The organism is Neorhizobium petrolearium (assembly GCF_017873175.1).
GTDB lineage: Bacteria > Pseudomonadota > Alphaproteobacteria > Rhizobiales > Rhizobiaceae > Neorhizobium > Neorhizobium petrolearium.
Genome location: NZ_JAGGJW010000004.1, coordinates 1 through 26003, shown reverse-complemented (window position 1 = coordinate 26003; position 26003 = coordinate 1). Strand labels below are relative to the sequence as shown.

21 protein-coding genes are annotated in these 26003 nt (G+C 57.4%); 17 read left to right on the top strand and 4 right to left on the bottom strand.

Annotated elements, in window-relative coordinates; translation table 11 throughout:
- Positions 1–44: 44 nt before the first annotated feature.
- The 8 genes from J2046_RS08515 (at position 45) to J2046_RS08480 (ending at position 10499) form a co-directional block, all read left to right on the top strand.
- Entirely contained in the window at positions 45–1067 is a 1023-nt protein-coding gene (locus J2046_RS08515) for a DUF1214 domain-containing protein (RefSeq protein WP_210050906.1), read from the top strand.
- The gene (locus J2046_RS08510; RefSeq protein ID WP_210050905.1) at positions 1064–2428 is read left to right on the top strand and encodes a DUF1254 domain-containing protein; all 1365 of its coding nucleotides are present in this window, start codon (positions 1064–1066) and stop codon (positions 2426–2428) included. The genes J2046_RS08515 and J2046_RS08510 overlap by 4 nt, the downstream gene beginning before the upstream one ends.
- A 223-nt stretch (positions 2429–2651) precedes the next feature.
- The gene (locus J2046_RS08505) at positions 2652–3863 is read left to right on the top strand and encodes an alpha/beta hydrolase (RefSeq protein WP_210050903.1); all 1212 of its coding nucleotides are present in this window, start codon (positions 2652–2654) and stop codon (positions 3861–3863) included.
- A gap of 458 nt (positions 3864–4321) precedes the next feature.
- The gene (locus tag J2046_RS08500; RefSeq protein WP_210051609.1) at positions 4322–5008 is read left to right on the top strand and encodes an outer membrane protein; all 687 of its coding nucleotides are present in this window, start codon (positions 4322–4324) and stop codon (positions 5006–5008) included.
- Between the two features lie 32 nt (positions 5009–5040).
- Positions 5041–6228: a Hint domain-containing protein gene (locus J2046_RS08495; protein WP_210050901.1), complete on the top strand. Its 1188-nt coding sequence runs from the start codon at positions 5041–5043 to the stop codon at positions 6226–6228.
- 155 nt (positions 6229–6383) lie between these two features.
- Positions 6384–8702, top strand: coding sequence for a glycosyltransferase family 4 protein (locus J2046_RS08490; RefSeq protein WP_210050900.1), 2319 nt, complete (start codon positions 6384–6386; stop codon positions 8700–8702).
- A complete protein-coding gene (locus tag J2046_RS08485; RefSeq protein ID WP_210050898.1) occupies positions 8680–9657 on the top strand; it encodes a hypothetical protein in 978 nt (325 codons plus the stop codon). The genes J2046_RS08490 and J2046_RS08485 overlap by 23 nt, the downstream gene beginning before the upstream one ends.
- Positions 9657–10499: a tetratricopeptide repeat protein gene (locus J2046_RS08480; RefSeq protein ID WP_210050897.1), complete on the top strand. Its 843-nt coding sequence runs from the start codon at positions 9657–9659 to the stop codon at positions 10497–10499. The genes J2046_RS08485 and J2046_RS08480 overlap by 1 nt, the downstream gene beginning before the upstream one ends.
- 32 nt (positions 10500–10531) lie before the next feature.
- Here J2046_RS08480 and J2046_RS08475 read toward each other — a convergent pair whose 3' ends face one another.
- Positions 10532–11572: a capsule biosynthesis protein gene (locus tag J2046_RS08475; RefSeq protein ID WP_233469641.1), complete on the bottom strand. Its 1041-nt coding sequence runs from the start codon at positions 11570–11572 to the stop codon at positions 10532–10534.
- Between J2046_RS08475 and J2046_RS08470 the strand changes: the two genes are divergently transcribed.
- Entirely contained in the window at positions 11571–12710 is a 1140-nt protein-coding gene (locus J2046_RS08470) for an ABC transporter permease (protein ID WP_233469640.1), read from the top strand. The two genes, J2046_RS08475 and J2046_RS08470, sit on opposite strands and share 2 nt — an antisense overlap.
- A gap of 28 nt (positions 12711–12738) precedes the next feature.
- On the opposite strand, the gene J2046_RS08465 is transcribed toward J2046_RS08470, so the two are convergent.
- The 3 genes from J2046_RS08465 to J2046_RS08455 all read right to left on the bottom strand — a co-directional run bounded on the left by J2046_RS08465 (position 12739) and on the right by J2046_RS08455 (position 16382).
- Entirely contained in the window at positions 12739–13836 is a 1098-nt protein-coding gene (locus J2046_RS08465; RefSeq protein ID WP_210050896.1) for a DUF6270 domain-containing protein, read from the bottom strand.
- 87 nt (positions 13837–13923) lie between these two features.
- Positions 13924–14964 carry an FkbM family methyltransferase gene (locus J2046_RS08460; protein ID WP_210050895.1) on the bottom strand — a complete coding sequence of 347 codons (1041 nt, stop codon included), beginning with the start codon at positions 14962–14964 and terminating at the stop codon, positions 13924–13926.
- A gap of 65 nt (positions 14965–15029) precedes the next feature.
- Positions 15030–16382, bottom strand: coding sequence for a glycosyltransferase family 4 protein (locus J2046_RS08455; protein ID WP_210050894.1), 1353 nt, complete (start codon positions 16380–16382; stop codon positions 15030–15032).
- 515 nt (positions 16383–16897) lie between these two features.
- On the opposite strand from J2046_RS08455, the gene J2046_RS08450 reads away from it, so the two are divergent.
- From J2046_RS08450 to J2046_RS08415, 8 genes are all read left to right on the top strand, one after another.
- Complete coding sequence (locus J2046_RS08450) at positions 16898–18103, top strand: capsule biosynthesis protein (protein ID WP_210050893.1); 1206 nt, start codon at positions 16898–16900, stop codon at positions 18101–18103.
- Complete coding sequence (locus J2046_RS08445) at positions 18100–18831, top strand: ABC transporter ATP-binding protein (protein ID WP_210050892.1); 732 nt, start codon at positions 18100–18102, stop codon at positions 18829–18831. The genes J2046_RS08450 and J2046_RS08445 overlap by 4 nt, the downstream gene beginning before the upstream one ends.
- 610 nt (positions 18832–19441) lie before the next feature.
- Positions 19442–20452 (top strand): helix-turn-helix transcriptional regulator, encoded by a 1011-nt coding sequence (locus J2046_RS08440; protein WP_210050891.1) that lies wholly within the window; start codon positions 19442–19444, stop codon positions 20450–20452.
- A gap of 231 nt (positions 20453–20683) precedes the next feature.
- A complete protein-coding gene (locus J2046_RS08435) occupies positions 20684–21685 on the top strand; it encodes a polysaccharide biosynthesis/export family protein (protein ID WP_233469639.1) in 1002 nt (333 codons plus the stop codon).
- Positions 21686–21817: 132 nt separating this feature from the next.
- Positions 21818–22681 carry an FkbM family methyltransferase gene (locus tag J2046_RS08430; protein ID WP_210050889.1) on the top strand — a complete coding sequence of 288 codons (864 nt, stop codon included), beginning with the start codon at positions 21818–21820 and terminating at the stop codon, positions 22679–22681.
- Between the two features lie 40 nt (positions 22682–22721).
- Entirely contained in the window at positions 22722–24056 is a 1335-nt protein-coding gene (locus J2046_RS08425; RefSeq protein ID WP_210050887.1) for a glycosyltransferase family 4 protein, read from the top strand.
- A 24-nt stretch (positions 24057–24080) separates the two neighbouring features.
- Positions 24081–25139, top strand: coding sequence for a hypothetical protein (locus J2046_RS08420; protein WP_210050886.1), 1059 nt, complete (start codon positions 24081–24083; stop codon positions 25137–25139).
- Positions 25140–25169: 30 nt separating this feature from the next.
- Positions 25170–26003: phosphohexomutase domain-containing protein (locus J2046_RS08415; protein WP_459213532.1), on the top strand; the 834-nt coding region annotated here is incomplete at its 3' end.

Sequence of the window (26003 nt, the reverse complement as noted above, 5' to 3'; positions counted from 1 at the left end):
TCGATCAATCCGCTTCTTTACAGAACTAGCCTTGGAGGGCTTCCATGTTTCTTGCAAGATTGAGCTTTACGACAATTGCGACGGCGGCAATGCTTCATGCGTTGCCGGTTGCAGCCGATCCAATCCTCGTCAATAGCGACAACTTCGTGCGCGCCGAGAGCGACCTTTACTTCTCCGGCATCGCCGCGAACGGAGGCTTCGCCAAGTTCGACCATACGCGGGAAATGGCGCCGCTTGACAAGCAGACGGTCATCCGCCTGAACCGCGACACACTTTATTCTTCCGCTGTGTTTGATCTGGATGCGGGACCGGTGACGATCAACGTGCCGGATACCGGAAGCCGGTTCGTGTCGCTTCTTATAATCGACCAGGATCACTATGCCCATGGGGTATATTACGGCGCTGGTTCGTACACCTTGACGCGCAAGGACATAGGGACCCGCTATGTCGTGGCTGCCTTCCGTTTCTTTGCTGATCCCAACAACTCCGAAGACATGAAGAAGGTTCATGCGCTTCAGGATGCGGTTACGGTCAAGCAGCCGGCAGGGGGTCGTTTCGAGATTCCCGAGTGGGACGGCAAAAGCCGGGACAAGACCCGCCGCGCGCTCTTGGATCTCGGCGCGCTCCTCCCGGACACTGCGAAGATGTTCGGATCGCGCGACGAAGTGGATCCGATCCGGCATCTGATTGGAGCAGCGCTCGGATGGGGCGGAAACCCGGATAAGGAAGCGCTTTATCTCAACGTGACGCCGGAAAAGAACGATGGCAAGAGCATCTATCGGCTGACTGTCAAGGATGTTCCGGTCAAAGATTTCTGGTCGGTCACGGTCTACAACAAGGACGGCTTCTTCACGCCGAACGAGTTGAATGCCTACTCGCTGAATGACGTAACCGCGCAGAAGAGCACGGATGGCTCGATCACGATCCAGTTCGGAGGCTGCGACGGCAAGATAGCCAACTGTCTGCCGACGCCCGAGGGCTGGAACTACATGGTTCGCCTGTATCGGCCCGAGACGCAAATTCTCGACGGAAGCTGGAAATTCCCCGTTTTGGAGGAAATGAAATGAAACGTCGTCGCTTTCTGACGGGCACCGCTGCATTAATGGCGCTGCCGTCACTTCCGGCTTTCGCGCAGGATGACATCAGGGCGGCCGCCCGTGAGGCGTATATCTATACCTATCCGATGGTGAAGAACTACCTCACGATGTATCAGTACGCATTGGAGCCCGACGGCCACCAATACAAGGGGCCGCTCAACACCCTGGTCAGTATCGCCAGGGTCTACACGCCCGAAGACACGGCAATCATCACGCCGAATTCCGACACGCCCTATTCCTTCATCGTCTTCGATCTAAGAGCCGAGCCCGTCGTGGTGACGATGCCGCCGATCGAGAGGAAGCGCTACTATTCGCTACAACTCATCGACCTCTACACCAATAATGTCGACTATCCCGGAACTCGGGTTGACGGCAATGGCGGCGGCGACTTTTTGATCGCCGGCCCAGGCTGGAAGGGCGACATGCCGAAGGGCATCAAGCGCGTGATCGAAATGCCGACGACGCTCGCCATGGGCATCATCAGGACGCAGCTCTTTTCGCCCGACGATCTTGAGAGGATAAAGGAGGTTCAGGCCGGCTATAAGGCGCAGCCGCTTTCCGTCTATGCCGGCACGCCGGCCCCCGCCGCCCCGCCGCCGGTCGACTGGATGCCTATCTCGGACGAACTGATGGCCACGAACTACTGGCCGCTTGCTGCCTTCCTGCTGCAGTTCGCTCCACCTTATCCGGGCGATGATGCACAGCGGGAAAACCTCGCCAAGCTCGGTATCCAGGAAAATGTAACGTGGCCGGGGATGGCGCTTTCGTCCGATATCGTAGCGTTGATGAAAGAGGTGGTGGTTGCCACGGAAAAGGAAATCCGTGACGTCGCTGCCAGGCTGACGGATTCGTCCAAGATATTCGGTACGCCCGAGTTCATGAAAGGCCAATACATGACTCGCGCCGCAGCGGCGCAGGGCGGCATCTATGGCAACTCCGTGCAGGAGGCACTCTACGTCATCTACGCTTTCGACGGGAATCGTCAGCTATTGGACGGCAGGAAGGGAAAATATACGCTAACCTTCTCCGCCGACACGCTACCTCCCGTCGACGCTTTCTGGTCAATCACAATGTATGACAAGCCCAAGCAGCTTTTGGTGCCTAATCCAATTGATCGCTACCTGATCAACTCGCCGATGCTTGCCGACCTCAAGAAAAACGACAAGGGCGATGTTGTCCTCTACCTGCAGCACGAAAGCCCGGGTGCGGAACTGGAAGCGAACTGGCTCCCCGCGCCGAGCGAAACTTTCTACGCGGTCATGAGATTGTATCTGCCGAAGCCCGAGGCGCTGGACGGCCGTTGGAAGCCGCCGGCAGTCGAAACGCTTTAGTCGCAAGGCCAAGACGCTCCCTTGACCAGCGGCCGGTTCCAAACGTCCTCGAAGGCGTTGGGGGGGTCTTCGCTTCCACTCCAACTTGCCGTCCAAGGTTAGCATCAGTAGCGCTTTTAATTCGTGGTCCGCGGCGAGCTCGACGGTTCGAAGCACGCCGCGCGAACCTTCTTGCTCAAAACCTGGGTCACCGGATCGTGGGTGGCTCCTCGACGGAGTGGCCATGCACAAGGCGCTTTTCCTCGGCATCTTGCTTACTCTTTCAAGCTGCGGCCATCCCCTCGGTGTCATGCAACCCGTCACGCTGGCCGCAAATGCCCAGAAAACATCCCAGGTGGAGATGCTGGTCGCGACCAACCGTCAGCCTTCTGGTGACCCGGAGACACTGTTTAACGGCGAGCGCAGCCCGAAGCCGTATCTGACGGAGGTCGCCGTTTCCATCCCGCAGGAGAGAAAGCAAGGCGCTGTTCAGTGGCCTCGGCAACTGCCGCCGAACCCGGCCAGCGAATTCGCGGTTATGAAGGTCAAGCAGGTCGAGACCCTCTCCGAGGCAACTGCATGGTTTAGGCAGCACATGGCAGGCGGTCATGCTCTGGTCTTCGTTCACGGATATAACAATCGATATCAGGATTCTGTTTTCCGCCTGGCCCAAATTGTCCATGACAGCCGCATGCAGGCCACCCCGATCCTTTTCACCTGGCCATCGCGGGCTCAACTGATGGCGTATGAATATGACAAGGAGAGCGCCAACTACTCCCGCACGGCCTTGGAGCAATCACTGCAAGTTCTGGCGTCGAACCCAGATGTCAAGGACATTACCATCCTTGCCCACTCGATGGGAACGTGGCTCACGATGGAGGCACTGCGTCAGATGGGCATCCGCAACGGTCGCGTGAATCCGAAAATTGCCAATGTCATCCTTGCTTCGCCCGATATCGACATACAGGTTTTTGCGAAGCAGTTCGTCGAGATGGGGCCACACACCGCGAAATTCACGATTTTCGTATCACAAGACGACAAAGCGCTCGCGGTTTCCAGCCTCCTTACCGGCAAGGTGCAGCGTCTTGGCGCAGTCAATCCGGCAGAAGAAGTCTACCGCTCGAAATTTGAGAAGGCAGGCATTACCGTCGTTGATTTGACGAAGCTCGATACCAGCGATCGCCTTAATCACGGGAAATTTGCGGAAAGTCCGCAAATCGTCCAGCTCATTGGCGAGCGGCTGATGAAGGGACAGACGTTGACGGATTCCAACGTGACCTTGGGAGATGGGGTGGCTGCGGTCATCGGAGGCACGGCACGCACGATCGGCGCCGTTGCGGCAACAACAATCTCCGCGCCATTAAATGCCGTGGAGAAGCGGCAACAAGCTTCACCGCTGCCGGATATCGCTCAAACGCTCACTGAAGCGCCCGATTCCAAACCTCTTATCGATTGACTCTTCGCCATCAACGATATCTGCGTCGGGTTGATGAGCGGCACGGCTCACCGTCCATCGCCGGTCTAAGTGGAAAGTGGTTATTGCATTGGCCGAGAGGCTAAGTCTCCGACCTGACGGACCGCTGGTCATTCTGTTCAGCCAGGCGATAAGGCGATCATCGAAAGCGAGGCAGACCTCGTTACGACGCGATTGACACGATATCGGCTCCCACGAGTTCCTAATCCGTCAACAGAAACCGGATCCCGTCCGTTTTCTATGAGTCGGCTCCGGCGCATGCGACTGATGTATAAATCAATACAAAATGCGACTACATTATACACATAAGGTATAATTTACGCAAAAAATTATTTTCAGATTCAATTTACACGCATTGATGTCGATATATTATAGGCGAGGCCAATCTATTTGATACATTGGTCGCCATTTGAACTTTAATTGGAGGGGATTAAGTGTATATGAAGCGCATTTTTGCGGCTCTTGTACTGACGATAGGCGCAGCAGGAGAGGGGTATGCTGCAGATCCCACAGTAGTGAACCCTCCCTCTGAACCACCTGTTCAGCCTGTATTTTCCTGGACCGGATTCTATCTCGGGGCGAATGCCGGCGGAGGCTTTGCCGGTGACGACAAGGTGGGCCTTCATTCAGGGGACGTCCATATCGGTGATTTCGGTTCCGTGGATGTCTCAGGCTTCGCAGGTGGGGGGCAGATCGGCTACAATTTCCAGTTCGACAACAACTGGGTCGTTGGGATCGAGGCTGATTTTCAAGGGGCGGACATTAGCGACTCCGTGACGGAGAGCGGCCTGCATACGTCTTCCAAAATCGATTGGTACGGCACCCTTCGACCTCGTGTGGGCTACGCCGTTGACCGAACGCTCTTCTACGGCACGGGCGGTCTCGCCTACGGACACATCGACTACAAGACCTCCTTCGGAGGGGTGACGCTGATCGATGACGACAAGACCAGTGTCGGTTGGGCTCTCGGTGCCGGCGTCGAGCACGCATTCACCGACCATCTGACTGCGAAGTTCGAATACCAATACGTGAAATTCGACAAATTCGATGCTGAAGGCGACGCCTTCTGGACAAGGGCAACTCCTGACTTCCACAGCATTCGAGTGGGTCTGAACTACAAATTCTGAAAACCGCATCACTGTAAAAAGAGGGTAGTAGCATGGCTTTGATTAATATTGATCTGCTTGACCAGGGCACGACGGTCATCGATTCCAGCAACTGGGACAGTGCCGACACGCTCCAGCTTTCGCTCGTTTCCAGCGGCACGCTGGTTGTCGACGGCGTCGATGTCAACCTGACCAGCATTGTCGGGGGTGGCCTTCTGTCGAACACGACGATCCAGGCCATCAATGGGGCTAACGTCGTCGTAGACTCGGGTCTTGCGGGCGTCCAGGCAGGTTCGAGCTTCACCTATTCCATCGGTGCGAATTCCAGCATTGAAGTGCAGGCAAGCACGCTCAATCTCGGCCTTTTGAACGGCGTTACGGTCGATTTCGCGAGTTCCGGCGGAACCGGCTTGTTCACTTATGATTCGGGGTTGATCAACCTGAACCTTTCGACCCCGCCGAATGTCATCAATGTCGGCGCCGGCGACCGGATCGAGGTAGTTGGTTCCAACTATGTCGGGCAGATCGGAAATGTCGTAACGTTCTACTCAGATCCGCTGCACCTCCTCCCGGTGGGCTCCTATTCGATCCCGGATGGCGTTACATACAACTACGACGGCGGCACCGACACTTTGACGTTCACCAGTTGCTTCCTGCGCGGCACCTATATCCGGACCCCGGAAGGAGAAGTGCCTGTCGAAGAACTGCGGGTTGGCGATCTTGTCGTGACCTATAACGGCGAAGGCGTGTCGGAAATCAAGTGGGTTGGTCGCCGCATGCTCGACCCGAAGGCACTGGACAAGCCGCGCGATACGATGCCGATCCGCATCAAGGCAGGTGCGATCGCCGAGAATGTTCCCGAACGAGATCTGCTTGTCTCCCCGGACCACTGCATGTTCTTCGAGGATTCGCTCATTCCGGCGAAATTCCTGGTCAACGGTACGACCATCACTCAGGATACGATGCTGACCCCGTTCGAGTATTTCCATATCGAACTTGAACGTCATAACATCATTCTTGCTGAAGGCGCGCTTACCGAGACCTATCTCGATCTCGGAGGTCGCGTCGCCTTCCTTGAGCCGGGTGTTCTGCGCTTTGGTGCACTGACTGCCACGCGCTCCTGGAACGACTGGTGCTATCCGCCGGTCTATGCCGGGGGTGTCCTCGAAAAGGTACGCCACTCCCTTACCCAGCGTGCTGCAGAACTGGGTTACATCGTTGAAGAGGCTAAGGCCTCCTAAATTGCGGCGCGGGGAGAGGTGGGCGGCGCAAGTCGCCCGCCTCGAATCGAGAGCAGCCGAGGCGAGCCGCAAGGATACCATCTTGTTCGTCTACGGCCTTGCTTTGTGGCAAGGCGTCCTCTGTCTTAGAGATAGCAACGGCTTTGGAGTAGTGTATGCACGTCGATGCAACCGTGTCGCCCTATACGCTTGATGCAGGGGACATCGATGAAAAATTGCTGGTTGAGAAATTTTCAGGCAAGACGATATTCTTCGACGGTGTGTTCAAGGGCGACTACAGCTTGGCAATCGTCAACCGCCATTTGGCTCAGGCACTAATCGCGCTCGGTATGAACGTCGTCTGCTATACGGCGGAGGAGGATTGGCAGACGGATGCTCGTCTCGGTGCTGTCCCAGACATCAAGCGCCGGATGCGCGAAGCCTATCCTGGGACGGAGCGTTTCGACATTCACCTGCGAAACACCTGGCCACCCGCGACCCACGATATGGTCGGGAACATGAATGCCTATGTGGGATTCGCATGGGAAGAGCTTGAATTTCCCCAATACCTGGTGGACCGGTTTAATCGCGATTTGGACCTCGTGATGGTGACGGCGAATTTCGTCCGCGATGCGCTCGTGCAATCTGGCGTGAAGATCCCGATCGAAGTAATCGGGAATGGCTGTGATCACGTGAACGTTGCCGTCGATTCTACGTTGAGGTCGCCACAGGAGCATCAGCGTACGCGCATCCTTCATGTTTCCTCCTGCTTCGCACGCAAGGGCATCGATGTCCTCGTCGAGGCGTTTCTCCGCGCCTTCCGATCGGATGAGCCGGTGGAATTGGTCATCAAGACCTTTCCCAATCCCGACAATATACTGGAGGCCGTGCTTGCTGAGAGGCACGAGCGGCTCGCCGGCGCTCCTCCGGTCACCGTCATCAATCGTTACTATAACGATGAGCAGCTTCTGGCACTTTATCATTCAGCTGCCATGGTCGTCGCGCCCAGCCGAGGTGAGGGTTTTGGTTTGCCTCTCGCCGAAGCGATGCGGCTCGGCGTTCCCGTTGTGACGACGAACTATAGCGGGCAGCTTGATTTTTGCCGTGCCGACACCGCGTGGTTGGTTGATTGCCATATGTCGGCATCGCGTGCGCATGTCGCCGGTTCCTTTAGCCTTTGGGCGGAACCTTCCTTGGAACATCTGGGCGCGCAGATGCGCGCCGTGCTCAGTCAGCCTGAAGAGGCCCAGGCCCGCAGCCGGCAGGCGCAGAAGCTGCTTGCCGCTCATTTCACATGGTCCGCCGTGGCTCGCCGCGTATTGGCTGCCCTTGCCAAGCCTGCTCCCGTCACCGCCGAGCCCGAGCGGACCTGGAGCATCGACCTGATCTCGTCGTGGCAGCAGCAATGTGGCATCGCTACCTACTCAGAGCATCTCTATGCCACGCCGGCATTCGCGGGCAGGCTCGACCACGTCTTCGCGCGTCGGATCATGAACGATGCCTTGCCGGAAGCTCCGGCACAGAAGGATGGCGCGGTACCCCGCAGGCTTTCCCGACTTTGGGGATACGATCTGGTCTCCCTCAAGCGTCTCGTCGCCAAGCTGGATGAAGGGCGCGCAGATGTCCTTTGGATGCAACATCATCCTGGCCATTTCTCCACGCCCGACATGGAATTGCTGGTGCAGGCGCTGCCGTCGACCGGCCACAAGCTGCGTGCTGTCACGATGCACAGTATCAAGGAAGCTCTGCGCGGCGGCTCCTTGCAGTGGACGAAGGCATTCGACATCGTGTTCGTGCATTCGTCGGAGGATGCGGGCGCCCTTTCAGCCGCCGGGCACCCCAATGCGGTGGTGATTCCGCACGGCATTCTTCCGGAGCCGGAGAATGCTTTGGCGCCGGATCCTTCGCTGTTTACTATCGGCTCCTTCGGTTTCCTGATGCCGCACAAGAATATCGACCGGCTCGTACTCGCCTTTGCCGAAGCGCGCACCTACGATCTGAGGCTGCGGCTGAAGCTGCTCAACTGCATGGTGCCGAACGATGAATCCCGCGCGGCGCGCGCGACCGTTGAAAATCTGATCGATTATCTGGACCTGTCGGATCATGTAACGGCACGTTTCGATTTCATCTCCGAGCAGGAACTGCGAAGCGAACTCGTCACCTGTGACATGCTGGCTTTCCTATACGGGCATTCGACGGAAACGGCGACCGGCGCGGCACGCATCGCCATGAGCGTGGATCGGCCGATGCTCTGCTCGCGTTCTACGGTCTTGCGGGACATGTGGCCCATCAGTCATGTCGTGAAAAGCACCGAAGTGGAGTGTGTCGCAGAAGCTCTCGTGAGCCTCTCCCAGAATTCGCAATTGCGGCATATGCGCGATGCCGACCGGCGCAAGGCAGCGCAGTGGTATTCCTATCCGCGCGTGGCGGAACGGCATGTAATAGCGATCGAACAGATATTAGGGGGTAATATTGACCATCGCCGAGTTGCATAGACAACCCTTGGAGGCACTGCCAAGGGACGTATTCTCGTTGCCGGCGGAATCCTTCGTGGATGCTTGGGCGAAGGCATTGGATCTGACCGAAGGCGAGCTTTCCCAGGACGACAGATCTTCCCTTGCTAACGCGATCCGCGAGGGAACCAACCGATTGCGTGTCGTCGATGCGTTGAAGGCGCGGCGCCCCGTGCCGGTGGCATTGGGCAACCGCTCGGCTTTGCAAGCCCTCCAGCGCGAGCCGGACCAGTTCGCCATCCTGGAGAATTTCACCCGCTTCGCGCCGGACGATGACGCGGCGTTCCTCCGTTACAGCTTTTCGCGCATATGCGGGCGTGAGCCAGACTCGGCGGAACGTCTTGGACTTGAATTCGATCTCAGGCGTGGTGTGGCCACCCGTGCGAAGGTTGTAAAGAAGATCGTCGCCATCGCGAGAAGGAATGGGCAGGCCGCCTTCTGGGATACCTTGCTGCCGAGAGACGAAGACGATCTCCCCGAGAGCATCGACCCCTCCGATGCCCGCATCATGCCGGCCGGGCTCCTTGTCGATATGGAAGGCCTAGCGACGGCAGTTTTTGTGCGCGAGGTCGAGAGGGTTGGCTGGATGATCGGCGCCGACTTTCTGTGCCAGCCGCTCCGGGTCACGGACAAGGGGTGGAATGTGCAACCCGGTTGGCTTCTGGTCGGCCCTAAACGTAGCTTCGCGGAAGGCATCTGGCTGCTGGATCTCGATCTCGTTCAGCCGGCGAACGCCAGACTAGACGTGGAGATCGTTGCCAATTCCGGCCTGGATTTCTTGCAACAGCTAACGATAGCGGGGCCGTTCTCAGGTGCATTGTGCGTCAATATTAGGCCGGAACACCGGTTCATCGAGTTGCGTATCAGAATTCACGAGCGGGCGCCTGAAGATGCCTGGTTGCGTCCCCGTAACATTTCCTTGCGGCAGTCGTCGTGATGCGTGAGTTTCGTCTGACCTCTCCACTCCGTTGGGCCGGTCGTCGTGCCGATGAAACAACGGAGCTTCTGCCGTTAGCCGATGCGCTTGCTGCGGCTGATGCAGCCCGCGATCGGCAGGATTGGGCGAATGCGGCGCTGTACTATCGCCAGGCGGTGAAACATGACCCATTGCGTATCGAGCTGCTCGTTCAGCTTGGTCATGCCTGGAAGGAATTGGGGGATTTTGACGCGGCCCTCGAAGCCTACCGACAGTTCCTCGACAAGCAGCCGCACGATGCGGATATTCATCTGCAGCTTGGCCATTTGTACAACCGGATGGGCGAGCCCGAAACTGCATTCAAATGGTATTGCCGGGCGCAGGCTTTGGCGCCTGCTGATCCGGAAGTGGGGCATCATTTCGCGGCGGCCGGTTTGCGTCTGTCCCGCCTCCAAGTCGAGCGCAAGCGCGAAGAAGCCCTGGAACTCGTGCGAGCCCGGTGTTGGCAGCCGGCGCGTGAGTTGCTGCGGGAACTGGTGACGGTTGACGGGGAAACCGATCTGATCGCCATCTATGCGAATGTGACGAAAGAAACCGGAGCCTTCGAACAGGCCTTAGGCCTCTACGGCGACTACCGCAGCTACGCCCAGGCGAACGATCCGAAGGCCCTTATCGACGTGGAAATACAGATCGGTCACCTTCACAAGGCAATGGGCGACTTCCGTTCCGCCTTGCAGCACTATATCCGCGCCCGGGATACGGAATTCGAGCTTTACGATCACGTCGCGCCGGATTCCGTCAGCGGCCATGAAATCCGCTCCTGCATGGCCGAAATCTACACTTGCTTCTGGCATGCCGCCTGAGATGCTCGACGGCATTTCCGCAGGGCATATCTTCAGCCGTTGTCGTGATCGCGGACGGCTGTCACCAGCAGCCAGCCTACCAAATAGGCGAAAGACATAACGAGGAAGGTGATGAAGATATTCTTCAAAGCCAGGGGCAGTTCCGCCTCGTCGGGCAGGTGTGACGGCACGACAACTTCGAGATAAAGCTGTTGCCGCCGCGCATCGGATCGGGCGATGTCAAGGGCATCGAGGGCCGAGACGAGCGCCTTGTCGGCGAATTCCCGCATCAGCACGAGGCTCTCGTAATCGGCAATTCTCGGAGCGATGGAGTTATCGGAGCCGACCATCTTTTGACGCTCCGTTTCGATCTGCCGCTCGAGCGCGGCAATCTGGCTGGCCATGAAGGGTATCGCGTTGCTGTCGGGGGTCGTCTCCCGCATTTCCGCCAGGCGGGCTCGCATGTTTGCCTGTTCGGCGGACAGTTGGCCGATGAGTTCTACCATCGAAGTGGAACTCGCGTTCGGATCGATCATCAGTTCCCTATTGCGGAAGGTTGTGATGCTCTTCTGTGCCGCGATCATCCGCAGTTCAGCCTGATGCACCTCGTTGCCGGCGAATTCGACGGCATCGTTATGCGCGCGTTCGTTCATGCGTTGCAGGAGGCTTTCACTGAGCGCAAGCAGCGTCTGGTTGAGGTTGTACGCGTCTTCTGCATGAAAAGCGGTGGTGCGCAGCAAGGTGATGCCGGTCGTATCGTTGTGTATGACGGAGATACGGTTGGAATAGTAGCGGTAGAGTTCCTCCTCGCTGTTACTCTCCCAGAAACGGGGATAGCGCATCAACCAGTCGGCCTCGGGACTCCCAAAAATTGCGCGCACCGGAAGCCGTTCGCCAAGCTCTTTGAGGGCCTGCCTGGAACGCATGAATTCCTGCACCGAAAACGTATCGTCCTGCGAACGGGTAATCCCGCTGTTCTGCAGCAGCGAGCCGAAGGCGTTCGATGATGGCGGCGCTGCCATTCGGACCACGAAGGAAGATTCCGAGACGAAGATCGGAGCGGCGATGAAGGTATGGTAGAAGCTTACGAACATGACCGGCAGCCCCACGACGGTAAGGAAGACAGCCAGCCGCCCCGGGCGTTTTGGGCCCTTTCCCACTCCAGACTGTCCTGGAGCTAGTCGCGAGATTCTGCGGCTGAGCGTCTGCCAGTCCTGCGATTTAGTTCTGTCAACTACCTGTGCCATGGCGGCACCTTTCCTGTCGGTTATCCGCAAACGATCCGGCACTCGCCGGCCAGGCCTTTCTGCCGGGTGCGGTAATTGTCCAAAGCTGACGCAAAGAAGATTGAGCGAGGGGGCGGCGCCGGTATCGTGGAACGGTGCCGTCACCGAAGCTGAACCGAAGAGGGGAACTCCCTGCATGAACACGAACTACGGCGCTGCGCGTAGCTCCACGCAATTCATCGTGGGGCTGAAAATTCAGGCGCGTGTTCTCGGCGCGCTCATCATGCGCGAAGTGCTGGCGCGCTATGGTCGGGAAAACCTCGGTTTCCTGTGGCTGATCGTCGAGCCCATGATTCTGACGTGCGGCGTCATGGCGATGTGGTCCTTGCTGAAGCACGAATCGCATGGGCTTGTCATCGTCGCATTCGCGCTCAGTGGATACATGCCCCTGACCCTTTGGAGGCATGTGACATCTCATTCTGTCTCCTGCCTGCGCCAGAATCTGCCATTGATGTACTATCGGCAGATCCGCCTGCATGACGCACTCATCGCCCGCGCTCTCATGGAGATCGGCGGGATCACCGCCGCCTTGATCATCACCTATGTCATCGTCCGGCTGTTGGGATTCATCGAACCTTACCGTGATTTGGGTCTGATCCTTGCGGGATGGATGTTCATGGCCTGGTTTGCCTTTGCTGTAGGGCTGATCTTCGCCGCAGCGTCGGAAAGGTTCGAGTTCGCCGACAAGCTTGTTCAGCCCTTTCAGTATCTTATGCTTCCCATCTCGGGTATGTTTTTCATGGTCGCCTGGCTGCCTGCGGACGCACAGAAGCTGGCGCTCTACGTGCCGCTCGTCCATTGTTTCGAGCTTTTTCGGGCCGGAATATTCGGAGATACGCTCAAGACCTACTACGACATTGGTTATCTCTTCAAAGCGTGCTTGTTCACGACCGCCGCGGGCCTCTACTTCGTCAAGGAGGCGCGCCATCACATCAAATTCGAATGATACGCCATCGAGCGCATCTCCATTGAAGCTAGGTTTGCGCATAGTGTTTGACCTGATTCTGGAATTCGGTGGAGCGCAATAGCGTGTTGCGCAATTCCCTGCGGTCGGCCAGGGCGTAGTGGTTCAGGAACGTCATCGCCGACTCCGGTTCTCGCCCAAGTATCCATCGAAAGGCCGCAACGACGTCCTGGGAATCGATCGGATCGCGGAAATAGCGGTCGGCAGGTTCTCTGATTTTAGCAAACAGGAAGGGCAGCGCGCCGTGCAGGATGTCAAGGCCGAAACGGCGAAGGTCCGGACGGGACGAAGAGGCCGTCCTGGTGAAAGCATCCATAAGTCCGGAATAGCTAGTAAGCGTCACGACAGGATCACTGGAGCGCGCCAGCCCTGCGAAGCCTCCATTGGCATGGAAAAGCCTCGCCGTCTCCTGCCAAACCTGTGGTGAATAATGCATCGGAGCGGGGCCGTAGGCCGCTGCGTCATCGGAAAAAGGGGTGATGAACGGCATCAGTATCCGGCTGTTTTCGATACGCGGGAGGCAGAAATCGATCAGCATGCGGCAGATCGGATAGCGGATTTGCCAGCGGCAAAAATCCATCGCGTAGGTGTCGCTGTCGACAATAACTCCTCGATATTCGGATGCAGGAGGGACATCGAGAAAAATCACCTCTGTCTTCGGCAGTTCGCGGGACATGAAACGGCAGAATTCCATCAGAGAATCGATCACGAGCGCCCAGAATTCACGGCTGCCGAAAGGTATGATTTCAAAGAGAGTGAAGGCTTGGCGCTGAGCCTCTGCACCTGCTTCAAGCAGTTCATATGGGACCGTCAGGAGACTGTTCTTGAAACGCATGAGAGAAGCACGCGAGGCGCGTGTGAAATCGATCACAAGCGTATGGGGATTGGCGTTCTTCAGTCTTTCGCGAAAGCCGCGCTTGGCCTCGAACAGCATTTTCTTTCTGACCGGCTCAGGCCACTTTTCTATCCCCTCAAGCTCAATCTTGGTGTCATCCATGAAGCTGGCAGTATTTATCCCGTAGCAGAAGAAAGCCAGGTTGCTTTCGGGAAAAGCATATTTCACGAACTCTTCACTGGGACATGAGCCGTAATAGGCGATGATGCTCATGCGTTCGACTCATTTGTATTGACCATTGCTTTCAAATCAGCGCTCCTTACAGCCGTAGCGGTCTCAATTGAGGATTGATTGTCGAGGTCACTTTCTTTTGCCCCGCCTGCTGCGCGGTCGCTCCAGCTCGATATTGAGAGATTGAAGCCGCTCCCTTACTTGCGTCATGCGGTCCTTATGGACGGCGAGGATGTTCGCCACCGCGCCGTTGGGAAAGTCAATATCGAGTGCTGAGGCTGTTGCGACCGGCTTCAGGCTGCGGTTGGAGCAATTCCAGATATTGTAACCCAATTCCTGCAATCCCTGGTGGATTTCCCCTGGCGCCATCCTTGACAGGACAGTGAGCATGTCGCGGTTGATCTCCATCAACAGAGTCGGTCTGTGCTTGGCTAGGGTGAGGGTAGCTCCCTTCAAGAAGAGCCCTTCGGCACCTTCGATATCCACTTTCAATGTGTCCGGACGTAATTCGCCTACGACGCGATCGAGTGTCTCCACCTGGGCCACCCGTTCGGCGCCATCATTGACGGCTTTGGCAATCAGTCTTGTCGCGCCGGCGTTAACGGTTTCCTCGGCGTTACTGAGTTGCATCTTGCCTGGCGCCTCGGCGAGTGCCAGCCGGCGAACATTGATCCGAGCATTGAAACCATTCTCCATAACGGAACGTTCGAAAAGGCTGTGGAGCGTTGGGAGGGGCTCGAATGCCAGAATCTTGCCGCGGAAGGAAGGACGGGCGGCCATAGAGAGCGAATAGTAGCCGACATTCCCGCCGACATCGATGAAGTGACCGTCATCCGGCGTGATCGACTTAATAAGATCGATGTCGAACCTCTCGTACTCTCCGCTCATGATGCCGAAGGAGATGTGATACTGTCGCAGGTCCAGATACATCTTGAAATCGTTTTTTGTCTCAAAAAGAACAATTACGGATTTGGGAACAAAATTGTTAAAGAGAAGCTCCCCGTGGCGTTGGTGAAATTCCGCCGAAGAGAGAAAGCGCTTGCGATGTTCTTCGAGTGGTATGTCCGCAAGCTGCAGGAGATTGCGGCCAATAGCTTCCTTTTCATCCTTGTTCAGTGAGCGGCCCAGGATGAACTTGTAGCAATTTTCAATATCGTAATAGCTTGTCACCTTGCTGATCCCTCACCGGCAGATTCTTTCCTTGGCATGCGGCACGGAAGAGCTCCGTGCTGATGTCAAGACATTACATTGTTCGGCATCGCAAAGGCCCTTTGGGGCATGCGCTGAGCTGCATAACGACGTGTGGCGACATCGTTTTCGATCAGGGCTTCCAGATCGCTGAAATGTGTTTCCCACCGATGGATCGCGCTGGGGGTTGACAGGCGGCGCGGCGAGGCAACGACTGCATCAATCGCCGCGCGCCAACTGCGGCCGTCGAGCGGGTCCAGAAGGATCGCTCCGTTGCCGGCAGCTTCGCGATGCGATGGAATATTGGAAGCGATGACCGGTATATGCAGGGCAAGCGCTTCCGTTACCGGCATGCCGTATCCTTCTACGAAGGATGGAGAAAGCAGCGCGGCAGCGCCACCGAGCAGTCTTGCCAGCGCGGCGTCCCCAAGCCCCGGGACCTCGATGACGAGTCCCGGCAAGGCACGGCAGCGTTCAAGCATTGCCAGGATCTGGCTGTTTTCCCAGCCTCTTTTGCCGACAATGACGAGACGAGGAGCCCGGGAGCCGTCGCGCTCCGCCAGATATTGCCACAGATGGAGTAACAGCATGTGGTTCTTGCGCGGTTCGATCGTCCCCACGACCACGAAATAGGGAGTCAACGGGCGGGGCACGTCCTGCGGCGCATTCATAAAGCTCTCTTCCACCCCTGGTGGAAGCACGGCTATCGACGGCAGCCGCAAGTTTTCCTCCTGGGCGAAAGTGTATAGGTCGCGGGCAGTGAGCTGCGAATTGCAGAGAACGAGCGCTGCGTGGTTGAGCACCGTTTCCATTCGATGGCGATGGCGCCGAGGCTCATGGGGCCGAACGTATTCCGGGTGCGACAAGGGAATGAGATCGTGCACGTAGAAAATGCCCTTCCGACCCGGCTCCTGGAGCCAGGAGAAAGCGGAAGTCCAGTCGAGTCGGCTATGAGAAACGTGTATAAGCGACGTGTTGCCTGGAACGGCCGGCCGGTCGAAGAGGCTGCCGGCAATTAGGCGCGCGTTCTTTCGCAGCCGTTCCAGGGAGACCCTGCTCGCCGGCGTTTCCTCTTTTGCTGCATGCCAAGCGGATTTACCATCAATGGCCGCGAAAATCTGTTCCAGAAGGGCAGCCTGTGAGGGCGACAGTTCCGTTGTCGCCCAGCGGCGATTGACAGTTGAGATCAGCCTGTCAGCTCGGTTGGTTCCGACAGGTATCGCTCCGCGATAGCCGGTCTCAATGAACCACAAGGACTGTGGAAGCCGAGTATCTGCCCCCCGCTTTCGTCGCTCGTTCAACCAATTTGCATAATGGAGCGCATAGCGATCGATGCCGGTGGGCGTCGAATAATGTTCCCGCTCGACCAGCCGGGAAATATCCATCACGATCGCATTCATTGCGGTCTTCCGTTTTGCGCATCGGGCAGCCGAAGTTGCGCTTGTGGGCAAACCGACGCATCACACCTCCTCTTGTGAAGGAAGAACGGGCCAGGCGGAGGGCGTCGCAACGAGGGGGGGCATCCTGACAGGGCCGCATGGCGGTCGGTGGGCTGAGAGCCAAACGCGGCCGGAGCCGTGTGTTCGTATCGGTCAGTAGATGTGCCGCCGCCGTCCCGCGCACCTTCGAACATTCCGAATTCCCTAATTCAGCACAATAAGAGGAACATGTTGTCGTGGAATTTATTGCGACCATATTTGATTGTTTCTATACATATTGCGACTTGTAAGTATATATTGCGACATTTCATGTAATTTCCTGACGGAAAATGCAAAATATATTTGACTTTCGTTTCGGGCGTGCAAAAATTTCAGAATTATGCCCCGTTCGACATTGAAGATTTGCATCCAATGGGAATGTCACCATAGGCGGATCGAGGCAGGGGCGAGATTGCGGTGAAACCGACGGATTTCTGATGAGCCGTATTGAGAACAACAAGGAATTCACCGATTTTGTCACGCTGGTAAGCCTGCGCTCTTTGGACAAGGCGCCAAGCGAACAGATCGCTCCATGGAGGCTGGCCTTGCGATGGCTTCGCGACCACCTCCTCCTCCTTCTTATGGTCATCATTCCGGGAGTGGCCGCAGGCGCCTATTATGCCTTCATCGGTGCCGATCAATATGTCTCCGAAACGCAGTTCGTGATAAGAAGCCCCAATCGGAACGCAACGGGGCTGTTGAGCGGCTTGTTGCAGAGCACGGGTTTTGTTCGGGCCCAGGACGACAGTTATATCGTCAGCGAGTTCATGTTGTCTCGGGCTGCCCTGGATCAATTGATAGAACACAACGGGCTGAAGGATATTCTATCGCGTCCCGAGGCGGATTTCCTGACACGTTTTCCACTGCCTTGGGGTGAAGAGAACAGTGAGAATCTCTTCCGGCACTACCTGCGCTTTGTCAAGGTTCAGACCGATAGCGGCAGTGGCGTAAGCACCTTGGAGGTGCGTGCCTTTCGGGCGGAAGATGCCCGCAATCTGGGCGAGGCCCTCCTTCAGCACGCCGAGGCGCTTATCAATCGGCTCAACGATCGGGCAAGGCTGGATGCCATCCGCTATGCGCAGGCCGAGATGGAAGACAGCGAAGTTCAGTTGGCCCTTGTGCAAAGCCGCCTGACGGATTTTCGGAATCGGGAAGCGCTTGTCGATCCGACCAAGCAATCGGCCACAGCTCTTGACCTGATTGCACGACTTTCGGACGAAGTGGCCGCCAATAAGGCGCGCCTGATGGCCCTTGACGAGCAGGCACCGCAGAGCCCTCAGAGAGAAGCGTTGCGCGCGCGCGTGGATGCCGTGGAGAGGCAGATCAGTAACGAACGCTCCCAAATTGTTGGGAGCGACAATTCCATGGCGCCAAGGATCGCTCAGTACGAACAGCTTTTGCTGGAGCGCGAGATGGCAGCCAAAATGCTGACATCTGCAACGGCTTCGCTGGAAAACGCAAAAATCGATGCGCAGCGTCAGCAACTCTATCTCGAGCGCATCGCCGATCCAAGCCTGCCTGACCATCCATTGTACCCAAAGCGCATAGTGTCATTCTTGATGTTTCTTGCTTTGTGTGGGGCAGCCTATTGGATCGTGCGTCTTTGGATTGCTCAGGTTCTGGAGCATGCGGCTTCGCAATGAACGATATCCCCACAAGTCTTGCCAAGTTCGCGCCGGCCTTCGAGCCGGTCGGGAAAAATGACCTGCCAGAATCCCAAGGGGGTATCAGCGTCCTAAATCTCGTCAAGGAGTACCCGGTTCACGGGCGGATGCGTCGCGTGCTGGATGGCATAACCTTCAAGATTGGGCGCGGCGAGAAGATCGCGGTCCTGGGCCACAATGGTGCCGGCAAGTCGACGCTGGTCCGCCTTTTGGCCGGCATAGAAGAACCCACGTCCGGCAGGATTGTGCGAACCATGTCCATGTCTTGGCCGATCGCGTTGAGCGGCGGTTTCAGCGGATCGATGACGGGTTTCGACTGCATGCGCTTTCTGTGCCGCATATACGACAAGCCATTCGAAGAAATTCGCGAATCGGTAGAAACTTTCAGCGAGCTTGGCAAATACTTGCGCATGCCTATCAGAACCTATTCGTCAGGAATGCGTGCACGACTTGCCTTCGGCATGTCGCTTGCCATTGATTTCGACTGTTATCTTATCGATGAGGTGATTGCCGTCGGTGACAGGCGGTTTCAGACTCGATCGTTCGAGGAGCTTTTCGTTAAGCGCAAGGATCGCTCAATGATCATTGTCGGTCATAACCTCAATGTTATTGGTGATCTCTGCACGTCGGCTCTGGTGTTGCGAAACGGCCGGGGCCGCGTGTTTAAAAATATCGAACAGGCATTTGCCATCTATTCCACTTTATAAGTATCTTCTGAATTTTGTCAGTGGGAAATAAGATCGACCCAAAAAAGGTCAATCTTATTGCGTGTTATTATGTAAAAATATCAGGAAATATTATATATATTTAAGTAAATACTTTGATCGCCATGGGGCGATCAATATCTCATTTCCCTCGATAGAGGAGTTGGTCAGATATATTGATGTCGGCCACTCCTCTTGCGCATGCGGGCTCTTTTTTTGCGGCCTCGCGCTGGGACAGAACTTACCAGCTCGAGTTTCTCTTATATTTGCATAGTAAATACAACTATAAGATGTTTTTCGGTCGCTTTGCATGAGGTGGAGAAAGTGCAGCTGATTTTACCCTTTGTTGATCGTAATTTGAAATCGCCGGGGAAAAGCCGAGAGGCACCAATCTGTATAGTCGCGGCATTATTTGTACTGTCAAAGCCGAAAGCCCATGCTAATTCAGCAATAAATTATGGAGTTTAGCTGCTTGGTATATTGCATGTGAGGTTGTCAGGGGGGGCTGCGCATATGACTTAGTCATGACAGCATATGCGGTATCTGACCTAGTCGAAAAACTGTTGGCGGCGATGAAAAGGCTGCAACGTCAGATTTTATTCGGGATAGCACAATGGTCCAATTGGGGAGAATTGTCGAGCAGTGCGTCAGCGGCTTTGAGGCATATTCGCGCGATGCAATTGTTCGTAACCTTGAGGTTTTTGAGCCGAATTGGAGATGGACGGCGCCTCAGGAGGAGGGCGGGGACTACTCTTTCAAGATCGATCGGCAGTCCGTCGAGTCGGTAGCGATAGTCAGTGCGGAGCATTCCTCCCGTCTTGAAGCCGTAGTCAAGCGTGATGCGCCTCGTGTCAGTATCGTGTTCCTGCTGGCGGGTGGCCTTGAAATGCATAATAGGCGAACGCGCAAGATATTGCGTGTCGCGCCGAACCAGGTCGCGAGCGTCAACGAGTTGGCTGGGAGCCGGGTCAGCATTCAATCACGAAGTTCGTGGCTCCTGCTGCGGATATCGACGACGGGGCTGCGGGAGCATTTCGAGGAATTGACAGGGGCGCCTTACGTGCAGGAGTTCGCGCTGCCGCCGACAAACTTCCGCCAGGGCGACGCTCAAGGCTTCTATCAGACCCTCCGTCAGGCGGAAAAGGACTTGAAACTCGCCCGCCCCGCCGAAAGGATGATGCTGGCCAAAGCCTATAAGCAGCTTATCCTAGCCAAATTATTCGCCAAACTCCCTCATAATCTGGCGTACGCCTTCGGCCGAGCGGCACTCAAGGAAGCGCCGCGACAGCTTTTGAAGGCGGAAGCTTTCATGAGGGACAATCTCCGCAATGCCGTCATGCTGGAAGATTTGGCCAATGCAGCAGGGTGCAGCCCCCGGGCGTTGCAGAGGATGTTCCGGATTTATCGCGGAGATACGCCGATGGGCATATTGTGTAACTACCGGCTTGCCGCTGCTCATGGTGCAATCAGAGGCGGTCAGGCGGAAAGCATAACCGATTTGGCAATGAGTCTGCAGTTCTCCAATCCTGGAAGATTTTCTGTCCTTTACAAAAGCGCTTACGGCCTCAGCCCCTCATCCAATCTCCGCTTCGCTCGGGGGTATCAAGACGAGATCGGGACCTGACTACGTTCAGGACCGCATTCCCACCCCGCGACCTCTCGTGACCTATCAGGATAGGCGATGCAGTTACTATTAGTTGTCTTGTGTGTTGCCGCCTCCCTTTTGACAGGTTGCGCGTTACCAGCGGCTGGCCCGAAAACCGCCGCCGTTTTGGAAGAGGCCAAAAGCGGCACAGGCGGGACACCGCCAGCCTTCGCCATGGTCGATGTCACATCGCAGGTGCAGGTGAGGAACATGGCGCGACCGAAATCGAGCCTGGTTGCCCATTTCGGTGAGGGCGCGCGCGATCCGGGTCTTCGAATTTCGGTCGGGGATGTGGTCTCGGTCAGTCTCTGGGAGGCCCCGCCCGGCACCCTTTTTGGCACTGCGGCCACGGCGGCGGGACAACAGCAAGCGTCGGGCGGTTCTGTGACCATTCCGCAGCAGGTCGTCAATGGCGACAGGACGATAGCCGTGCCTTATGTGGGGCGCGTCGTCGCCGCCGGTCGGACACCTGCCGAGGTCGAACGACTTGTGGTATCGTCACTGGCCGGCAAGGCCGTGATGCCACAGGCTCTAGTGACGGTACAGCAGAGCACGGCCAACACGGTAACGGTCACGGGCGAGGTTGCAGGTGGCGCCCGCGTGGCATTGTCGCCGGCGGGAGATCGCATACTAGACGCGGTTGCCGCCGCCGGAGGATTGCGGGCGAGCGTGAACGAAAGCGTCGTATACCTGACGCGGAAGGGCACGACGCTCAGCATCCCCTTTGAGGCGATTGTCCGCAATCCGCATGAGAATGTTCGGTTACGCCCGGGTGACGTGGTGACGGTCGTGCAGGAGCCACGGACCTATACGATTCTGGGAGCAACCGGCCAAAATGCCGAAGTGCAGTTCAGCTCCTTGCGCGTCACCATGGCGAACGCGTTGGCGCGCGCAGGTGGGCTGCTTGACAATCGTGCCGATGCGGCTGGTGTATTCCTTCTTCGCTACGAACCGCGTGCCATCGCAAGCCGCGTTGTACCTTCCGGAAACCCGATCCTGCACCGGGCCGATCCGGTTCCGATCGTCTATCGCTTCAATCTGAAGAGCGCGGCGACGCTGCTTGCTATGCAGGATTTCGACATTCAGCCGCGCGATATCATCTATGTTTCCAATGCGTCCGGTATCGAACTGCAGAAGTTTCTTTCGCTGTTCCAGGGGATCAGCGGACCTGCACTCTCCGCCACGTCTATCGGCATAGCTGCGGCGAATTGATGCCAATGGAGGCCAGGTTGTTGGGTTTATCGATCGAGAGTGCCGAGACGCGTGCCGGAGCGAAAGGAAGGGACCGCATTGACGATGGGCTTGTTGCATGCCTGGGGCAGGCGATTGCGATGGAGGCCTGACATGAACTCTTCCACCCTGCTTCATCTCCATGAGCTCATGGCTTTCGATCGAGATCAGGCCGAGGCGGCGATCCTGCAGCGTGTGGCGAGCGCCTATCTCGGGGACCATACGGCCCTAGTCCGTGTGCTCGGCCGCTACAAGCTTTATATCGACACGCGCGACAGGGGGTTTGGCTCACATATTCTCCTGGATGGTTTCTGGGAAATCTGGCTGACGCTCTTTTGCGCCCGTAATGTGAAACGAGGGATGACCGCCGTCGATGTAGGCGCGAATTTCGGTTACTACTCGGTTCTTTTGGCCGAGCTTGCGGGGGAGGACGGCTGGCTTATTTCGGTAGAGCCCAACCCTCATGCGGCGGACATGTTGAGCCGCAGCATCGAAATCAACGGGTTTTCTGGGCGCACACGGATCGAGCGGGCCGCTCTCGGCCGTTCTGCGGAAGGCTGGGCTCCGCTTTACGTCCCGCATAACGAGCCGAAGAATGCTCTGATCGTTTCCGAAGGTTTCACTACTGGCGCCGAGCACGGAAAGATCGTCAGGGTTCCCCTCACGACACTCGACAGGCTTAGCTCTGCGTCATCGCGGATCGATTTCATCAAGATCGATGCGGAGGGTGCCGAGGAAGGCATATTTGAGGGAATGCAGGAAACCATCACCCGTCATCAACCGATCATCGTCGTGGAATTCAACGCCGCGCGTTATGTGGATCCGGGCGGGTTCATCGACCGGCTTGCGGCCGTGTATGGCACGCTCCGGCGCCTTGATTTCAGCGGCAAGGCCGTTTCGGTTCAGCGAGGCGATCTCCTGTCCATTTATGCCAAGGATGATTGCCTTCTGGTCCTTTCCCGTGATGAGCCGGCCTGAGATGACATCGGGGCAGCCAGAACGCGTAGGAGAAAGCACGATGTCCCGGACGATCCTGTATGATGGGCTCAACCTTTCGCTCAAGAAGGGCACCGGCGTCGCCACTTACGCCAGGAGCCTGCTGACGACCGCCCGCGCGCTCGGTTACCATACGGGGGTCGTCTACGGTATTCAGAGCAACATCCCGCGCGACCCGATGTTGCGGGAGATCGTTCTTTTCGACGACAATGCGCAGCAGGAGCCGGCCGGGCCGCTTTCCACGACGCGGCGCTGGCTGAGACGACGCGTCGCTGCTCCGTTCGGTATCAGGCCTGTTCCCATACCCTTGAACGGAACGGTCATCCTGAAGTCGCTTAAGGCGCAGATCGGCGACGCCGAATTCCTCTATGCCGCCAGCGATCTCTTCAGTCTTTCCCGCCGTCACTTCAAGCGCTACGGCGGCAGACTCACCATGAGCTTCGAGAAGCAGCCGGATCTCCTACACTGCACTTATCCCATGCCTCTCGCGGCCAGGAAGGCGCTGAATATCTATACGATCCATGACCTCGTTCCGCTCAGGTTGCCCTACCTGACCGAAGACGATAAACGTTATCATTACAAGATGTTGCGCGCGCTGGTACGAAAGGCAGACCATATTGTCACGGTGTCCGAGACATCCCGTGCCGACATCATCAAGGTGCTCGGCGTGGAGGAAAAACGAGTCAGCAACATCTACCAGGCTGTTCATGTGCCGCACGCGCTGCGCGACAAACCGGAAGACATGGTAGCGGATGAGCTGGCGGGAATCTTCCGTCTGGACTGGAAGAAATATTTCCTCTTCTTCGGGGCTTTCGAGCCGAAGAAGAACATCTCGCGTCTAGTCGACGCCTATCTGTCGGCTAAGGTGGACCTGCCGCTTATCATCGTCGGCGCGCCGGGCTGGAAGGGAGCCGAAACCCAACAGCTCATCGAGGAGGAGCGGTTCCGCTTCTTTTTGCGTGACAGGGACAGGATCATTCCGCAACGCCGTATCCAGCGCTTCGATTTTGTATCCTATCCCATGCTTGTGAGCCTCATAAGAGGGGCGCGGGCCGTTGTCTTTCCTTCGCTTTATGAAGGGTTCGGCCTGCCCGTTTTGGAATCGATGCAACTTGGAACCCCGGTTCTCAGCTCGACGGAAGGATCGATTCCCGAGATAGCGGGCAAAGGCGCCTTGCTTGTGGATCCATATAATACGGACGAGATGCGCAAGGCGCTTTCCAGCCTCGCGGGTGACGATGATCTCTGCCTCGAGCTATCCCGCGCCGGACCGGCGCAGGCAGACCGCTTCTCCGCCGATCAATATGAAAAGAAAGTAGGAACGTTTTATGATTCCCTGTTTCGGGGATCGCTCTAGAACCATGGCGCAAGGAGTCTCATCATGACCGTCCTTTGTGGTTTCGGCATGCCGGGTGTGATGTCGTCCTGGGGGTTTGCCGCACTGCATGCCGTGGCGCGTGAAGTCTTCGGAGACTATGCGATCATATCCGCAGACACGATCGGGGACCTCAGGCATTTTGTCCAGAAGCGAGAGAAAAAGCATGCCCTTCTTCTCTCCCAGTTTCCGGAAGCGAGGTTGTCGGAACTGATTATGCGAATGAACGTGCCGTTCCTGCTTTTTCTTGAAAATCCTGTCGACGCCGTATCCTACCTTGCCCGTTCCTCCGATCAGCAGGATCTGGCGCTGGTCAGGGCGGTTTCGGCGAGTCTGGCCTGTCTGGAGCCCTTTGCCACGGCGCCCGCCGCACTCGTCATGCGTCGTAACGACGCTAGGGGAATGGGTGGTATCGACTGGCTGTTGCAGCGAATAGATCAGCACTACGGTATCGGCCTCACCCGCAATCAAATGACATCGGCCCTGCAGCATATCGGATTGGCGGTGTCGGGCGAGGCAAGGCCCCTGGCTCCGCCGAGGCTTGAAGAGGCTGCTGCGGCAATCATTGCGGGATACATGCCACCGCTAGGAAATGGCGCTGATCTCGATCCGTCTTTGCGTGAGGCTGCCGAGAAGGTTCTGCTTCCGCTGGAGCTCGGGCGCCCGGAAATGCAGGCGCGAACCGTCTCGTGGCCCGCCTGGACATTTTTTTCGGGTGATCGGCCTGGAGACTATTTAATTGGTGAGACGATCGATCTTACCGGTGGCGCCCGCTGCCTCGTCTATGGCCCCTATTTCCATCTTCCCGCTGGGCACTGGGATGTCAGGCTGCTCTTCGACGTCGAACAGGACTGCTATGGCCAGATATTTTCGATCGAGGTCCACTCGTCGGACCTGCTCGCCACGCGTCGAGTCTGCCCACAGGGTGTCGGCTCGTTCGAAGCGGTCATCCCTGTGGAGATAGTGGAGCCCAGGACGGCAATCGAAGTCCGGGTATTGATGGACGGTGGCGCGATTGAGGGTCGCCTCTCACGCTGGTCGGCTGATTGGCGCCGGGCCGCATGATCTCTCTCTCTTTCTGTTAGGCGGTACTTCATGAAGTTCGGCACAAGTGGTCTTCGTGGACTTGTGGCGGCCCTGGAGGGCCGGGCGTCGTCGCTCTATACGCAAGCGTTTGCGCGGCATTTGATCGAAACGGGTGCGGCAAAGGCGGGTGACGTCATGCTGGTCGGTCGCGATTTCCGGGCATCGAGCCCGGGGATTGCCGCGACCGTTGTTGGCGCCCTGCAGCGTGCCGGCCTGTCGCCGGTCGATTGCGGCGCGGTGCCGACCCCGGCGCTGGCGCTTTACGGGCTGAAGCTCGGCGCCGCCTCGCTGATGGTAACCGGGTCGCATATCCCGGCCGACCGCAACGGCATCAAGTTCTACCGCCCCGACGGCGAGATCGACAAGCAGGACGAGGCCCGCATCGGCGCGATCGCGGCCGGGTTCGAGGAGCAGGAGATCGATGCGACACCCGGCACGGCGCCGGATCACTCGGCGGAGGCCGAGGCGCTGTTCCTCGCCCGTTATGCCGGGCTCTTGCCGGAGCGCGCGCTCGCCGGCCTCAGGATCGGCGTCTACCAGCATTCCACCGTCGCCCGCGACCTGCTGGTGACGATGCTTGAAGGTCACGGCGCCGATGTCGTGCCGCTCGGCCGCTCCGCGGAGTTCATTCCCGTCGACACGGAAGCGGTCTCGACTGAGACCGCTGCCCTCCTGAAGGGCTGGGCGGCGGAACACAAGCTCGATACGATCGTCTCGGCCGACGGCGACGGCGACCGGCCGCTGATGACCGACGAGACGGGAGAGGTGCTACGCGGCGATCTTCTCGGCCTGATCGCCGCCCGGTTCCTGGAGGCGAAGGTGGTGGTGACGCCGGTCACCTCC